A 15,665-nucleotide genomic window follows, 5' to 3' on the forward strand; every position below is an offset into this window, starting at 1 on the left:
CGAATCCGGCCACCATGGTGGCCTGCGGCAGCTCCGGTTCCACGGCGGCGCACGGCGGGTCGGGCGGGTGCGGGGCCGGGCGCGTCGGCCCCGGCGGGCGGCCGGACGGCTCCCGGCGGGGTGGTCCGGACGCGTGTGCGCAGGGTGCGCTCGCCGGCTCCGGACCCGGGGGTTCCCCCTTTCGGTGGAGCGCGGGGGTCTCGGGTTGTCAGCCGGAGCGTGGGCCCCGCGCGGCGCCGGCCGCGGCGGCACGCACGGCGGCGGGCGTGCGCAAGGAGCTCGGGGAATCTCGGTGGCAGGGCGGCCGGGCGGCCGGGGATCATGCGGTCATGGACCTACCGAACCAGCTGGCCAGGGCCGCGGAAGACGGCGATGCGCAGACAGTGACCCGGCTGCTCGCGGAGGGGGCCGAGGCGGACGCCCCGAACGTGCGCCGGTGTACCCCGCTGGAGCTCGCGGTGAGCGCGGGGCGGCCCGAGACCGTCCGGCTGCTCCTTGCCGCGGGGGCGGATCCGGGCGGGCCGGCGGGTGAGTACGGCGAGCTGACGCCCATGCTCCTGGCGGCGATGGGCCCGGACCTCGAGGTGGTCAGGGCCCTGCTCGACGCCGGGGCTCCCGTGGGCCCCCAGGGCAAGATGGAGCTGGTCCCGTTGCCGGTGGCGGCCACCAGCGGGGACGAGGGCCACCCGCACATCGTGGCGCTGTTCCTCGACCGCGGTCAGGACATCGACGTGGTGATGAAGGGCCATACGGCCCTGGAGCTCGCGGTCGACCAGGGGAGGCCGCGGATGGCGCGCTGGCTGCTCGGCCGCGGTGCGAAGACGACGGAGCACGCCCTGAGCGTGGCTTACCACCGGGCACGGCGCTCGCCCGAGGAGGAGGCGCTGTACAAGCCGCTCTTCCTGGCCCTGTACGCCGCGCGGCCCGGGGAGAAGGGCAAGGAAGGGGGCGATGGGCCCTAGCACATGTGCACCACGGCCGCACGTCGCAGGGCCCGCATCCGGGCTTCGGCCTTGTGGCGACTGGCCAAAGGGCCCTTCGGGCTCCCTGGCCCGGGGCTTTTGTTTTGACCGGAGTGGATGCGGTAGGTACGCTCAGACCTTGTGCCTGGGGTGTGCCTGGGCTCCTGTGCGTGTCCATCAACCGCACCTGAGCCGTATCAGCCACCGCGATTCATGCGTTTCCACGCTTGCGTGGAGGTCCGCCGGATCCGACACACCCGACCGCGTGGGTCGGCAAATGTTCCAGGTTAGCTTCACTACACGGCACACAGAAACCGGAGAAGTAGTGCCTACGATCCAGCAGCTGGTCCGTAAGGGCCGGCAGGACAAGGTCGAGAAGACAAAGACCCCCGCGCTTGAGGCTTCGCCCCAGCGTCGCGGCGTCTGCACGCGAGTGTTCACGACCACCCCGAAGAAGCCGAACTCGGCGCTGCGTAAGGTCGCGCGTGTGCGTCTGACCTCTGGCATCGAGGTCACCGCTTACATTCCGGGTGAGGGACACAACCTGCAGGAGCACTCGATCGTGCTCGTGCGTGGTGGCCGTGTGAAGGACCTGCCGGGTGTTCGTTACAAGATCATCCGCGGTGCGCTTGACACCCAGGCTGTCAAGAACCGCAAGCAGGCCCGCAGCCGCTACGGCGCCAAGAAGGAGAAGTAAAAAATGCCTCGTAAGGGCCCCGCCCCGAAGCGCCCGGTCATCATCGACCCGGTCTACGCATCTCCTCTGGTGACGTCGCTCATCAACAAGATCCTCCTGAACGGCAAGCGCTCCACCGCCGAGCGCATCGTTTACGGCGCCATGGAAGGCCTCCGCGAGAAGACCGGCAACGACCCGGTCATCACGCTGAAGCGCGCGCTGGAGAACGTCAAGCCGTCGCTCGAGGTCAAGTCCCGCCGCGTCGGTGGCGCCACCTACCAGGTGCCGATCGAGGTCAAGCCGGGTCGTCAGTCGACCCTCGCGCTGCGCTGGCTCGTGGGTTACTCCCGCGCCCGCCGCGAGAAGACGATGACCGAGCGCCTCATGAACGAGCTGCTGGACGCCTCCAACGGTCTTGGCGCTGCCGTCAAGAAGCGCGAGGACACGCACAAGATGGCCGAGTCCAACAAGGCCTTCGCGCACTACCGCTGGTAGTCCCAACCCACATCGAGACCGAGAGAAGACTGAGCCGATATGGCTACCACTTCGCTTGACCTGGCCAAGGTGCGCAACATCGGCATCATGGCTCACATCGACGCGGGCAAGACGACCACCACCGAGCGCATCCTGTTCTACACCGGTGTGTCTTACAAGATCGGTGAAGTCCACGACGGCGCTGCCACGATGGACTGGATGGAGCAGGAGCAGGAGCGCGGCATCACGATCACGTCTGCCGCGACGACCTGCCACTGGCCGCTCGAAGACGTCGACCACACCATCAACATCATCGACACCCCGGGTCACGTTGACTTCACGGTCGAGGTGGAGCGTTCGCTCCGCGTCCTCGACGGTGCCGTCACCGTGTTCGACGGTGTCGCCGGTGTGGAGCCGCAGTCCGAGACCGTTTGGCGTCAGGCGGACCGCTACGGCGTCCCGCGCATCTGCTTCGTCAACAAGCTGGACCGCACCGGCGCCGAGTTCCACCGCTGTGTCGACATGATCAAGGACCGCCTCGGTGCGGTTCCGATCGTCATGCAGCTCCCCATCGGTGCCGAGATGGACTTCCAGGGCGTTGTCGACCTGGTCACCATGAAGGCGTTCGTCTGGTCCGCCGAGGCGACCAAGGGCGAGATGTACGACATCGTCGACATCCCGGACACCCACAAGGAAGCCGCTGAAGAGTGGCACGCCAAGCTGGTCGAGACGGTCGCCGAGAACGACGACCAGATCATGGAGCTGTTCCTCGAGGGCGTCGAGCCCACCGTCGAGCAGCTGCACGCCGCTGTGCGTCGCATCATCATCGGCTCCAAGGGCGACAAGGGTGCCACCGTCACCGCGGTGTTCTGTGGCACGGCGTTCAAGAACAAGGGCGTTCAGCCCCTGCTCGACGCCGTCGTCCGCTACCTCCCGTCGCCCCTGGACATCGAGGCCATCGAAGGCCACGACGTCCGGGACGCCGAGGTCGTCGTGAAGCGCAAGCCGTCTGACGAGGAGCCCCTCGCGGCGCTCGCGTTCAAGATCATGCGCGACCCGCACCTCGGCAAGCTCACCTTCGTCCGGGTTTACTCGGGCCGCCTGGAGGCCGGCACTGCGGTGCTGAACTCCGTCAAGGGCAAGAAGGAGCGCATCGGCAAGATCTACCGCATGCACGCGAACAAGCGTGAAGAGATCGAAGCGGTGGGCGCCGGTGACATCGTCGCCGTCATGGGCCTGAAGCAGACCACCACCGGTGAGACGCTGTGTGACGACAAGAACCCGGTCATCCTGGAGTCCATGGACTTCCCGGCCCCGGTCATTCAGGTCGCCATCGAGCCCAAGTCCAAGGGTGACCAGGAGAAGCTGGGTGTCGCCATCCAGTCTCTCGCGGAGGAGGACCCCTCCTTCCACGTTCACTCGGACGAAGAGACCGGCCAGACCATCCTCGGTGGTATGGGCGAGCTGCACCTCGAGGTGCTGGTCGACCGTATGAAGCGCGAGTTCAAGGTCGAGGCCAACGTCGGCAAGCCGCAGGTCGCTTACCGCGAGACGATCCGCCAGACGGTGGAGCGTCACGACTACACCCACAAGAAGCAGACCGGTGGTACCGGTCAGTTCGCCAAGGTGCAGATCGCGATCGAGCCGATCCTCGAGGCCGACGGTCCGGCGTACGAGTTCGTGAACAAGGTCACCGGTGGCCGCATCCCGAGGGAGTACATCCCCTCGGTCGACGCGGGTGCGCAGGAAGCCATGAAGTTCGGCATCCTCGCCGGCTACGAGATGACCGGCGTCCGCGTCATTCTTCTCGACGGTGGCTACCACGAGGTCGACTCCTCCGAGCTCGCCTTCAAGATCGCCGGTTCGCAGGCCTTCAAGGAGGCCGCGCGCAAGGCTTCTCCCGTGCTCCTCGAGCCGATGATGGCCGTCGAGGTCACCACGCCGGAGGAGTCCATGGGTGACGTCATCGGTGACATCAACTCCCGTCGTGGCCAGATCCAGGCCATGGAGGAGCGTCACGGTGCTCGCCTCGTGAAGGGCCTCGTGCCCCTCTCGGAGATGTTCGGCTACGTCGGAGACCTCCGCAGCAAGACCTCGGGTCGCGCCAGCTACTCGATGCAGTTCGACTCCTACGCCGAGGTTCCCCGGAACGTCGCCGAGGAGATCATCGCGAAGGCCAAGGGCGAGTAACTCTTCCGAGTACACGCTTTAGGCTTGTCACCGGAGCCTCAGGGGCAACAGGAGTAACCCTCCCGTTGCCCCGGGGTACCGGCTATCCAGCAAAGATCACCTGGCGCCGATCTGTAAGGCGTACAGAACCACTCTCCAGGAGGACCCCGTGGCGAAGGCGAAGTTCGAGCGGACTAAGCCGCACGTCAACATCGGCACCATCGGTCACATTGACCACGGTAAGACGACCCTCACGGCCGCCATTACCAAGGTGCTGCATGACGCGTACCCGGACCTGAACGAGGCCTCGGCCTTCGACCAGATCGACAAGGCTCCCGAAGAGCGCCAGCGCGGTATCACCATCTCCATCGCGCACGTCGAGTACCAGACCGAGGCGCGTCACTACGCCCACGTCGACTGCCCGGGTCACGCGGACTACATCAAGAACATGATCACCGGTGCCGCGCAGATGGACGGTGCCATCCTCGTGGTCGCCGCCACCGACGGCCCGATGCCGCAGACCAAGGAGCACGTGCTCCTGGCCCGCCAGGTCGGCGTTCCGTACATCGTCGTCGCCCTGAACAAGGCCGACATGGTGGACGACGAGGAGATCCTGGAGCTCGTCGAGCTCGAGGTTCGTGAGCTCCTCTCCGACTACGACTTCCCGGGCGACGACCTTCCGGTCGTCCGCGTCTCCGCGCTGAAGGCGCTCGAGGGCGACAAGGAGTGGGGCGAGAAGCTTCTCGGCCTCATGGCTGCCGTCGACGAGGCGATCCCGACCCCGCCGCGTGACACCGAGCTGCCGTTCCTCATGCCCGTCGAGGACGTCTTCACGATCACCGGTCGCGGTACCGTCGTCACCGGCCGTATCGAGCGTGGTGTCCTGAAGGTCAACGAGACCGTCGACATCATCGGTATCAAGGAGACCAAGACCACCACCACGGTCACCGGTATCGAGATGTTCCGCAAGCTGCTCGACGAGGGCCAGGCGGGCGAGAACGTCGGTCTGCTCCTCCGTGGCATCAAGCGCGAGGACGTCGAGCGCGGCCAGGTCATCATCAAGCCCGGTTCGGTCACCCCGCACACCGAGTTCGAGGCCCAGTCGTACATCCTGTCGAAGGACGAGGGTGGCCGTCACACCCCGTTCTTCAACAACTACCGTCCCCAGTTCTACTTCCGTACCACGGACGTCACGGGTGTCGTCACCCTGCCGGCCGGCACGGAGATGGTCATGCCGGGCGACAACACCGAGATGACGGTCACGCTGATTCAGCCGGTCGCCATGGAGGAAGGCCTCAAGTTCGCCATCCGTGAGGGTGGTCGTACCGTGGGCGCCGGCCAGGTCACCAAGATCACGAAGTAATTCGTGTTCTGACCTGGTAGCTCGCTGACGCGGGCACCATGTTTGACAGGAGGGCCCCTTCCCCGTCGTTCACGCGACGGGGGAGGGGCCCTTCCTCGTACGGGCACACGTGCTGAGGGCCGCACCCCCGGGGGCGCGGCCCTCTCGCGTACGCGGGCATCCCGATCGGCGGCTACTTCCCCCGCAGGGACTCCGTGAACTCGACGCAGGCGGCGTGGTCCGGCAGCAGCCCGGACGCGATGGCCTCGGCCAGCGAGGGGGCCGCGTCGTCACGGTCCGACAGCAGCGGAACGTCCGCCGGCCAGTCGATGCCCAGGTCGGGGTCGAGCGGGTGGACCGAGTGCTCACCCGTCGGGTTGTACGTCTCCGAGCAGAGGTAGGACAAGGTGGCGTCATCGGTCAGCGCGCAGAAGCCGTGGCCCATGCCCTCGGGGAGGTAGACGGCGCGGCGGTCCAGGTCGTCCAGGCGGACCCCTTCCCAGCGGCCGAAGGTCGGGGAGCCGACCCGGACGTCCACGATGACGTCGAGCACGGCGCCGCGCACGCAGGTGACGTACTTGGCCTGGCCGCGCGGGACGTCGGCGAAGTGGATGCCGCGGACCACGCCGCGCTGGGAGACCGAGAGGTTGGCCTGCGCCAGCTTCAGCGGGTGCCCGACGACCTCGGCGAGGCGGTCGAAGCGGTACCACTCCATGAACATGCCGCGCGGGTCACCGTGCTGCTGGGGCGTGATCTCGAAGGCGCCCTCGATGGAGAGCTCGCGGAACTTCATCGTGCGGCCTCCTCTTCGAGCAGACCGATCAGGTAGTCCCCGTAACCGCTCTTGGTGAGCGGCTCGGCCAGCGTGCGCAGCTGCGCGGAGTCGATCAGGCCCGCCCGCCAGGCGGCCTCCTCGATGCAGCCGATCTTGAAGCCCTGGCGTTCCTCGATCACGCGCACGAACTCCGAGGCCTGCACCATCGAGACGAAGGTGCCGGTGTCCAGCCAGGCGGTACCGCGGTCGAGGATGGTGACCTTCAGCTGTCCGGCCTGGAGGTACGCGTCGTTGACGGCGGTGATCTCCAGCTCCCCCCGGTCGCTGGGCTTCAGCCCGCGGGCTATCTCCACGACCTGGTTGTCGTAGAAGTACAGGCCGGGCACGGCGTAGCGGGACTTGGGCTTTTCAGGCTTCTCCTCGATGGACATCGCCTGGCCGTCCTCGTCGAACTCGACCACGCCGTACGCCGTCGGGTCCGCCACCGGGTACGCGAAGACCCGGCCGCCCTTGCAGTCGGTGTGCAGCGCCAGGCGGGTACCGAGGCCGCTGCCGTGGAAGATGTTGTCGCCGAGGATCAGGGCGACGGAGTCGTCGCCTATGAAGTCGGCGCCGAGGACGAAGGCCTGGGCGATGCCTTCGGGGCGTTCCTGGACGGCGTACTCCAGCCGGATGCCGAACTGCGAGCCGTCGCCGAGCAGACGCTCGAACTGGTCGCGGTCGTCCGGGGTGGTGATGACGAGGATCTCGCTGATCCCGGCCATCACCAGAGTCGAGAGCGGGTAGTAGATCATCGGCTTGTCGAAGACGGGCAGCAGCTGCTTCGAAACTGCCCGCGTCAGCGGCCAGAGTCGGGATCCGGTGCCGCCGGCCAAGAGAATTCCACGCATGGCGCCACAGTATGCGAGGGGGCGGGGCAGTTTCCGGTTAAGCCCGTGCCCGGTACGGCACGCGGCTAATGTTCACTTCATGTGCATCCTGGTGAGGGGCGGATTCCGGCCCAGACGGAACGACCGGTTATCGGAGAAGGACATTCCGCCTTACGGCAACGGAGGCGCCGAATATGGATGCGCCCCGCGGGCCGAGACGAAGGCGGCACGGCAGAAGTGACCGGTGACCGGGGTAAAGGCCGCTGGCTCGTCACGGGCGCGGCCGGAATGCTGGGCCGGGACGTCCTGGCAGAACTGCGGCGCCATGCCATCGAGGCCGTCGGCCTCGGCCGCGCCGAGCTCGACATCACCGACCGGGCCGCCGTCCGGTCCGCCCTCCAGGGCGTGACCCTCGTCGTCAACTGCGCCGGCTGGACCGACGTGGACGGCGCGGAGACGGCCGAGGAGGCCGCCGCGGCCGTCAACGGCACCGGCGTACGGATCCTCGCCGAGGCCTGCGCCGCCAACGGGGCGCGCCTGCTGCAGATTTCCACCGACTACGTGCTGCCCGGCGACGCCGCGGAGCCCTACGCCGAGGACGCGGCCACCGGGCCGGTGAACGCGTACGGCCGCTCCAAGCTGATCGGCGAGCAGGCCGTGGCCGAACTCCTGCCGCGGAACGGCTACGTGGTCCGCACCGCCTGGCTGTACGGGGAGCACGGCCCGAACTTCGTCGCCACCATGCTCAAGCTGGCCGCCCTGCGGGACACCCTCGACGTGGTCGACGACCAGCAGGGCCAGCCCACTTGGTCCGCCGCGCTCGCCCGGCGGCTCGTCGAGCTCGGACGCGCCGCACTGGCCGGCCGGGCCCCCGCGGGCATCTATCACGGCACCGCGAGCGGCGCGACCACCTGGTGCGGGCTGGCGCGCGAGGTCTACCGGCTGTGCGACCTGGATCCCGAGCGGATCCGTCCGACCACGTCCGATTCCTTCGTACGGCCCGCGGTCCGCCCCGCCTTCAGCGTCCTCGCACACGACCGCTGGGCCCGGGCGGGCCTGGCCCCGATGAGCGACTGGCACCAGCAGCTGGCCGAGGCCCTCGCCACCCCCGGCTTCACCGCTCTGGCCCGTCCGGCCCGGGAAAGCAGGGTGGGTTGAGGACCCCGCCCGACACCACGCTGTCCGTGTGAACGTTGCCTGCGCGCCAGCTTCGCGAAACCCGAACTGGCTAGGTTGGGGCGCCTGGGGCCCCGAGATACGGCCGCCGTGAGAGGCCTGGCACGCCTACGTGCCTCGTTCCGTTGGAGCTGCCGTGTCCGAGTACGACGATGTCTGGCTGGTCATCCCCGCCTACAACGAGGGCCAAGTGGTCGCCGACGTGGTCGAGGAGGCCCGCAAGACGTTTCCGAACATCGTCGTCGTCGACGACGGCAGCACTGACGATTCGGCCGAGCACGTGGCGACCACCGGCGCCCACCTGGTGCGGCATCCGGTCAACCTCGGTCAGGGCGCGGCCCTGCAGACCGGTCTCACGTACGCACTCGCCCAGCCCGGCGCACAGTACTTCGCGACCTTCGACGCGGACGGTCAGCACCAGACCAAGGACGTCGAGACGATGGTCGCGGTCCTGCGGGACGGCGCCGCCGACGTGGTGCTCGGCTCCCGGTTCATCGAGCGGAACGGCCAGGTGCCGTGGATCAAGCAGGTCGTGCTGCGCACGGCCGCCGCGGTGAGCCCCACCGCACGCAAGCTGGGGCTCACCGACGCGCACAACGGTCTGCGCGTACTGGGCCGCGAGGCCGCCGAGCGGCTGAACATCACCATGAACGGCATGGCCCACGCCTCCGAGCTCGTCGGTTTCCTTGCCGCCTCCGACCTGCGGGTCACCGAAATACCGGTGGACATCCTCTACACCGATTATTCGCGTGCCAAGGGGCAGTCCCTCATCAACGGCGTCAACATCGTTTTTGATATCTCACTGCGGGAGCGTGGGCGTCGATGAAATATTTCTGGATCCAGCTGCTGCTCATCGCCGGTTCCGTTTCCATGGCGCTGGTGTTCATCCGGACCTGGAGCCAGGCCAAGAACCGGGCCTGGAAGCGAATTGCCTTTTCGGTGTTCGTCGTCGTCAACGTGTACGCGGTGCTCCGCCCGACCGACGTCACCTGGGTCGCCCGGCACCTCGGTGTCGGCCGGGGCACCGACCTCGTGCTCTACGTGATGGTCCTCGCGATGGGCTTCCTCACGCTCAACACCTTCCTGCGCTTCCGCTCGCTGGAGCAGAAGATCACCGACCTCGCCCGGACGGTCGCCATCAACGAAGGCGTCCGGCACAACGACGTCCGGCTCGGACCGCCCGAAGGCGCCGCCGGGCCCGCCGCCGGATCCGCCGCCGGGTCCTCCTCCGGCGCGGACTCCCTCAAGGCCTGACGTCCCATGGGGTCCTTCGACTTCATGCTCCCCTACTACGGGGACGTGCGGCAGATGCAGGACGCGGTCCGCAGCGTCCTGGCGCAGACCGACCGCGACTTCCGGCTCGTCGTGATCGACGACGGCGAGGAGCCGGACGTGCCCGGCTGGTTCCAGGGGCTGGGCGACGCACGGGTGCGGTACCTCCGCAACGAGCGCAACCTCGGCATCACGAGGAACTTCCAGAAGTGCGTCGAGCTCTCCGAGGCCGACCACGTGGTCATCATGGGCTGCGACGATCTGCTGCACCCGCACTACCTGGAGACCGTGCGCCGGATCCTCGGCGCCCACCCCGGGATCGGCATGGTCCAGCCCGGCGTCGAGGTGATCGACGGCGCGGGCCGGGTCACGCGGGGCCTGCCCGACGCCGCCAAGCGGTGGATGTTCGCCCCGCGGGTGAAGGGCCGGAGGGTGATGGCCGGTGAGGAGCCGGCCGCCGGCCTGCTGCGCGGGAACTGGCTCTACTTCCCGTCGATCACCTGGCGCGGCCCGGCGCTGCGCCAGGTGAACTTCCGGGACGACTACTCGGTGATCCTGGACCTGGCCCTCGTCGTGGACCTGCTCGAAGCCGGCGAGCGGATGGTGATCGACGAGTCCACCACGGTCTTCCGCTACCGCCGGCACGCGGCCAGCGAGTCCTCCGTCCAGGCCCTCTCCGGCACCCGCTTCACCGAGGCCGAGCGCTACTTCTCGGCGGTCGCCGAGCGGATGGAGGCCCGCGGCTGGCCCAGGGCCGCCCGCGCGGCCCGGCTCCACCACGGCTCCCGCCTGCACGCGCTCGGAATGCTGCCCGGCGCACTGCGCCGGGGGCACGGGGCGGGCGTCCGCACGCTGGCCCGGCACGTCTTCACCACCGGGCGGGGGTGAGCTCAGTCCTTCTTCGTGCGCTTCAGCGGGTCGTACGGCGTGCACTTTCCGTGAGGTGCGTACTTCGGGCACGTGCCGTTGGGCATTCCCGTCGTGTGCGCCGTCCAGGCCAGGGTGCCGAGGGTGTTCTCGGAGGGGGGCCTGGGCATGTAGGTGTCGGCCGTGGACGATCCGGCCGAGCCGAAGAGGAGCCCGAGCGAGACCAGGACCCCGATCACGGCGGCCCGGGGCCTGCGCCCGCCTGCCCGCAGGGTCTCGCGTCCGGGCAACCGCACCTCGTTGGCGCGGGCCCACGCCCGGACGCGCCGTACGCCGAGGTACACGGCCACGCCCGACAGCGCGAGCATGCAGTAGACGATCTGCAGGCTGGTGCGCGGGTACAGCTGCACGGCGCCGTCGGCCGCCATGTGCGAGGCGTACCAGTAGCGCAGCAGGAAGGCGCTGCCGGTGCAGGCCGCCAGGGTCAGCACCAGCGGCCGGCGCAGGCCGAGCGCGATGGCCGCACCCAGGCCGACGACCAGCAGGATCGTGAAGAGGCCGACGCCGCCGAGCTCGCCCGGCAGCGGCCACCCGAGGGAGCGCAGCGGGCCGGGGAACGCGGTGCCCGACGAGGCGAAGTAGGCCGGGTCGGTGGCGGTGTCGAAGTAGAAGTAGGTGTCCCGGGTCGCTCCGCTCGCGCCGAGCAGCCGGATCAGGTAGCGCCCCGCCAGGGCGAGGAAGACGAGGGAGGCGGCCGCCAGCGGCGGCAGCGCCTCCAGCAGGGCGCGCTTCCCGCCGGCGCGGGCGCGGCCGGTCAGCACCACGGCGAAGAGCACGATCACGCCGACCGCGGACCACACGAACCAGCCCGCGTACAGCAGGAACAGCGCGGCGAGAAGCGCTCCGAGACCCGCGCCGATCGCGAGGGAGCGCTTGCGTCCGAGCTTCGAGGAATCCGTCACCACCTGCGCGAGCTTGGCCAGCACGGGGATGACGACGATCAGGACGATCGGGGAATACGGCTTGTACGGCTCGATCAGCGTCAGGGACGCCGTGACACCGATGCCGAGGGCCCACAGCGGGGGCAGCAGCATGCGCCAGGCCAGGTAGGCGACCGGGCCGGAGACCGCCAGGAAGCCGATCATCACCCACTTGACGGCGAGCGAGGCGTTGCCGTCGAAGAACAGCTGGGAGGTCCATGCCAGCACGTGCGGGAAGCCGGGCGGGTACTCGGCCGGCAGGGGCACCCCGTCCATGACGTGGAACGCCCACTGCTGCAGGTTCCCGATGTCACCGCCGTACCCGTTGTACGGCCAGCTGGTTCCCCGCAGGGCCACCACGCTGCCGCTCGCGGTCACCCCGGTGGCCAGGCCGGCCACGGCCGCCGCGCTGATCCGCACCGCCGCGCCGGGCATCCACCGGGACAGGACCAGGTAGAGCACCACGGTCGCGGCCAGCAGCACCAGCAGCCGCAGCTGGATGCCGGCCAGCCCGCTGACCTGCCCGACCCGCTGCAGGGGATTCACTTCGAGGCGCTTGCTCAGGACGACGAGGAGCAGGGCCGCGAGAACCGACGCGGCCGCTTCGGCGGCCGTGAGGGCGAAGGCGCGAGGTATGCGGCCACTGGAGCCGCTCGGGGCCCGGTGTTCGGCTACCGGGACGGGCACGGGAGCGGTGACGGTCATGTCCGCGGACTTTACCTCCAGGAGACCGCCCGCCTCGGCGAGCGGTCCCAACGTGAACAGGACGTACCAGAGTTGAAGGCGGGAACCGAAATGATGGGCAAGGTCGGAGTGAACGACACGTCCGCTCCTGAGCGGGCGGGCAAGCCGGCCGGGACCGAGCGGCCGCTCGCACGGCGGGAGTGGGAGTCCTTCGCCGGCCGGCGGTGGTTCTGGCCGGCGGCGCTCACCGCCGGATACGTCGCGCAGGTGCTGTTCCGCCTCTCCCTGGTGTGGGGCAAGGCCTACCCGGCGGTCCACGCGGACGAGTCCTCGTACCTCGTGCTGGCCCGGGTGCTCGCCGGGCGGCCGACGACGGAGATGCCGGTCGGATCGGTCATCCCCGGCGGCTATGCGCTGCTCATCTCCCCGGCCCTGCGGATCGCGGACGATCCGATCACCGCGTACCAGCTGGTCATGGGCATCAACACGCTGCTCAACGCGCTCGTCTTCCTCCTGGCCTTCGCCGCGCTGCGCAGGCTCGACCTGTCGAGGGGACTCTCGTTCCCGATCGCCACGGCGGCCGCGCTGATGCCGCCCGTGGTCTTCTACTCCGAGTTCGCCATGGCCGACACCGTGCTCCCCGCGGTCCTCCTCGGCTGGCTGATCACCCTGCACGGCTGGCTGAGCGAGGGCGACACGCGCCGCCGCGCGCGGTACGGGGCCGGGGCCGGTCTGCTGGCCGGCTACTCCATGGCGGTGCACGACCGAGGCGGGGTCGTGGTGGCCCTGACGGCGGCGGTCTTCGTGGGCGCACTCGTCTTCAGGTGGGCGCCCCCGCGGTCCACGCTCGCGGCCTGGGGCGGACTCGCCGTCTCCGTCCTGGGCGCCCGGCTGCTGTCCGTCTGGCTGGAGGCGCGGTTCAAGGACACGCCGCCGAGCTCGGTGGGCACGAAGGTCCTGGACGCCCTGGTCGAACCCGAACTGCTGCGCCGCACGGTGACCCGTACGATCGGCCAGTTCTGGTACTTCTCGGTCTCGTCCTGGGGCTTCGGCGCGCTCGCCGTCGTCCTGTGCGCGTTCGCGGTGTTCAGCTCTCGTTTCACCCGGGCCTCGCGGGTGGTCTCCTTCGTCATGGTCGCCCTGCTGTGCGGGATCGCGCTCGCCTCGGCCGCGGGACTGCCGGACGACCACGGCCGGATCGACAACTGGGTCTACGCCCGCTACCTGGCCCCGCTGGTGCCGGCGTTCTTCGTGGTGGGTGCCGCGGTGCTGGCGCGGGCGCGAACCGGTGCGCTGCTGCGGCTGGCGACGGGGGCGGTGCTGTTCACCCTGGTCACGGCGGAGTTCGTCATCCTGGTGGTCGGCAAGGGCCTCCACAAGGTGGGCATCATCCCGTGGGGCATGCCGGACGCGCTGTTCCTGGCCTCGGAGTGGACGCGGCTGCACATGGGGCGGACGATCGCCGGCGCGCTGCTGGTGTTCGCCGTCTGCGTGCTCTTCCGGCTGGCCGGCGGGCGCCGGGTGGTCTGGGCCGTGGCGGTGTCGCTGTCCCTGTTCGCGATCTACGCGACGACCGCCGTCACCTCGAACGTGGCCGAGCCGCACACGAAGCAGCGCAAGGCCGCCGCCACCGGTTTCACCACATCGGCGGGGCTCCGGCCGGGCGAGAACCTGGTGATGGACCCGAGCGCGAACTGGGACCTGCGGATGGCCCAGGGATACGAGGTGTACGACGGGCGGGTCTGGACCAGGGACCTCAGGCACGGTGAGCAGCCGCCGGCCGCCGCGGACGCGGCCGTACTGGGGCTGACCCCGAAGGACGCGAGGCCGCAGGACAGCTGGCCGACGGCGCCCGCGGGCTGGTACGCGGCCGCGGTGAACACGACGCACGGGTGGGTGCTCTGGCGCCACCGCTGAGGGCCCGCGCCGGGACGGGGCACCTGCTGGTCGAACCCGTGGTCGATGGGAAGATCGATTTCTGCACTGACGACCGGGGTGGGGGACATGGGGAAGAAGCACGCCGAAGGACCGGACGGGCCGGAGGCGCCGGCCGTCTCCGACGAGGACTGGGCGCGGTTCCTGGCACAGGCCGAGGCGGGCGCGGGGGAGGCGCCCAAGGAGCCGTCCGCCCGGGCGCGCATGGTGACCGCGCGGCTGCGCGAGGAGGAGTCCCGGCGCGGCCACGAGGGGCCGCCCGCCTGGCGGGCCGGCGTCACCGCGCGGCAGCGGGGGAGGGGCGGGCGCCGGCTCAAGGCAGCGCTGGCGATCGCCTTCGTCGCGGCCCTCGCGCTGATCGCCGTCCGGCCGGAGCTGGTCATCGACAAGCTCACCGGCAAGGCCGACCAGGACGCGAAGGCGCGGCAGCCCTTGTCGGCCGAGACGGCGCGCCCGAGCGGCCCGCCCACTTCGGTGGACCCGGACCGGCCGACACTCTCCGACCCGTTCCGGGGTTCCCCGGCCCTCCAGTGGGCCGACGGGGCGGCCGGCATCGAGGTGCCGCGGGCCCAGGCCGTCGGCGGAATGAGCGAGGAGCAGGTCGCCGACGCGCTGGCGAAGGTCAAGCAGTTCCTGGTCACGGCCAACCTGGACCCGGCGACCCTGCGCGGGGAGCGCCCCGCGGCGGCGCTGGACCTGCTCGATCCCGCGGTCGAGGACAGCCCGCTCCGCCCGGAGCGGTCCCTGACCGCCCCGGGCAAGGAGAACGACCCGCTGAACCTCTTCACCCGGGCGAACCCGGCGGAGCTGAAGCCCGCGGGCGACGTGGTCAAGGTCCGCGGCCGGATGTGGGTGGAGCCCGGCGAGGAGGCCGGCAGGGCCAGGGTGCTGGTCGACTACACGTTCGTGTACCCGTTCGTGAAGGCGACGCCGGGCGCCGAGCAGGTCGAGCGATCCATCGTGCGACGCGAGATCGCCTTCTCCATCGCCGATCCGCGCAAGTGGAAGGCCACGGCGGGCAAGCTCTGGCTCGACCGGGTCGCGGTGGACCTGTCCAACGCCGGATGCGACGTCCACGACGGATTCCTGCACCCCGTCTTCGACGAGGACGCCCGCACCCGGCCGACGCCCTCCGGCGCTCCGGTGGACCCGTACGACCGCAGCAACCCGCTGGAAGCCGGTCGACAGGGGGGCTGCGGCAGGATGTCGCGCTCCTGAGGGGGCGCCGGACCGGCAAGGGGACCCCCGCCGCGTGGTGCAGTTTGACCACTCAGCGTGGCGGGGTATTCTCTTCCGCCCGATTGGCGCCATACGTGTCTCGTATGGCAGACTACTCAAGTTGCTCGGCCGTGTGCCGATGCTGCGCGCCTCCCGCCGGGAGGACCGGAAGCGAGTCCCACAGTACTCGTCGCCTTACCTGCCTCTCGGGGCAGCAATGGGGCGGACGTACGGGAATCTTCTGGGAAGCGTCAGCACGGTGCCTG

General features: G+C 69.6%; 14 protein-coding genes. 11 read left to right on the forward strand and 3 right to left on the reverse strand.

Annotated elements, in window-relative coordinates:
* Positions 1-329: 329 nt before the first annotated feature.
* From OG247_RS25805 to tuf, 5 genes are all read left to right on the forward strand, one after another.
* Positions 330-962 (forward strand): ankyrin repeat domain-containing protein, encoded by a 633-nt coding sequence (locus OG247_RS25805; RefSeq protein ID WP_327254476.1) that lies wholly within the window; start codon positions 330-332, stop codon positions 960-962.
* Positions 963-1,287: 325 nt separating this feature from the next.
* Positions 1,288-1,659 (forward strand): 30S ribosomal protein S12, encoded by a 372-nt coding sequence (rpsL, locus tag OG247_RS25810; RefSeq protein WP_007265893.1) that lies wholly within the window; start codon positions 1,288-1,290, stop codon positions 1,657-1,659.
* 3 nt (positions 1,660-1,662) lie between these two features.
* A complete protein-coding gene (gene rpsG / locus OG247_RS25815; protein ID WP_215023410.1) occupies positions 1,663-2,133 on the forward strand; it encodes a 30S ribosomal protein S7 in 471 nt (156 codons plus the stop codon).
* A 39-nt stretch (positions 2,134-2,172) separates the two neighbouring features.
* Positions 2,173-4,302: an elongation factor G gene (gene fusA, locus OG247_RS25820; RefSeq protein WP_243333348.1), complete on the forward strand. Its 2,130-nt coding sequence runs from the start codon at positions 2,173-2,175 to the stop codon at positions 4,300-4,302.
* Between the two features lie 148 nt (positions 4,303-4,450).
* A complete protein-coding gene (gene tuf, locus OG247_RS25825; protein ID WP_112447760.1) occupies positions 4,451-5,644 on the forward strand; it encodes an elongation factor Tu in 1,194 nt (397 codons plus the stop codon).
* A 172-nt stretch (positions 5,645-5,816) separates the two neighbouring features.
* Here the strand turns inward: tuf and rfbC are convergent, their stop codons facing one another.
* Positions 5,817-6,416, reverse strand: coding sequence for a dTDP-4-dehydrorhamnose 3,5-epimerase (gene rfbC, locus OG247_RS25830; RefSeq protein ID WP_327254477.1), 600 nt, complete (start codon positions 6,414-6,416; stop codon positions 5,817-5,819).
* Positions 6,413-7,288: a glucose-1-phosphate thymidylyltransferase RfbA gene (gene rfbA / locus OG247_RS25835; protein WP_327254478.1), complete on the reverse strand. Its 876-nt coding sequence runs from the start codon at positions 7,286-7,288 to the stop codon at positions 6,413-6,415. The genes rfbC and rfbA overlap by 4 nt, the downstream gene beginning before the upstream one ends.
* Before the next feature lie 216 nt (positions 7,289-7,504).
* On the opposite strand from rfbA, the gene rfbD reads away from it, so the two are divergent.
* From rfbD to OG247_RS25855, 4 genes are all read left to right on the forward strand, one after another.
* On the forward strand, positions 7,505-8,425 hold the full coding sequence (gene rfbD, locus OG247_RS25840) for a dTDP-4-dehydrorhamnose reductase (RefSeq protein ID WP_327254479.1): 921 nt from the start codon (positions 7,505-7,507) through the stop codon (positions 8,423-8,425).
* A gap of 154 nt (positions 8,426-8,579) precedes the next feature.
* Positions 8,580-9,269, forward strand: a complete 690-nt coding sequence (locus tag OG247_RS25845) for a glycosyltransferase family 2 protein (protein WP_327254480.1) — start codon at positions 8,580-8,582, stop codon at positions 9,267-9,269.
* Entirely contained in the window at positions 9,266-9,697 is a 432-nt protein-coding gene (locus OG247_RS25850) for a DUF2304 domain-containing protein (protein ID WP_327254481.1), read from the forward strand. Before OG247_RS25845 ends, OG247_RS25850 begins: the two co-directional genes overlap by 4 nt.
* Positions 9,698-9,703: 6 nt before the next feature.
* The gene (locus OG247_RS25855) at positions 9,704-10,603 is read left to right on the forward strand and encodes a glycosyltransferase family 2 protein (RefSeq protein WP_327254482.1); all 900 of its coding nucleotides are present in this window, start codon (positions 9,704-9,706) and stop codon (positions 10,601-10,603) included.
* Between the two features lie 2 nt (positions 10,604-10,605).
* Here OG247_RS25855 and OG247_RS25860 read toward each other — a convergent pair whose 3' ends face one another.
* Entirely contained in the window at positions 10,606-12,267 is a 1,662-nt protein-coding gene (locus tag OG247_RS25860; RefSeq protein WP_327254483.1) for a hypothetical protein, read from the reverse strand.
* A gap of 90 nt (positions 12,268-12,357) precedes the next feature.
* Between OG247_RS25860 and OG247_RS25865 the strand changes: the two genes are divergently transcribed.
* On the forward strand, positions 12,358-14,163 hold the full coding sequence (locus OG247_RS25865; RefSeq protein ID WP_327254484.1) for a hypothetical protein: 1,806 nt from the start codon (positions 12,358-12,360) through the stop codon (positions 14,161-14,163).
* Positions 14,164-14,250: 87 nt separating this feature from the next.
* Positions 14,251-15,399 carry a hypothetical protein gene (locus OG247_RS25870; protein ID WP_327254485.1) on the forward strand — a complete coding sequence of 383 codons (1,149 nt, stop codon included), beginning with the start codon at positions 14,251-14,253 and terminating at the stop codon, positions 15,397-15,399.
* Positions 15,400-15,665: the final 266 nt, after the last annotated feature.

The organism is Streptomyces sp. NBC_01244 (assembly GCF_035987325.1).
In the GTDB taxonomy this organism is placed as follows: Bacteria; Actinomycetota; Actinomycetes; order Streptomycetales; family Streptomycetaceae; genus Streptomyces.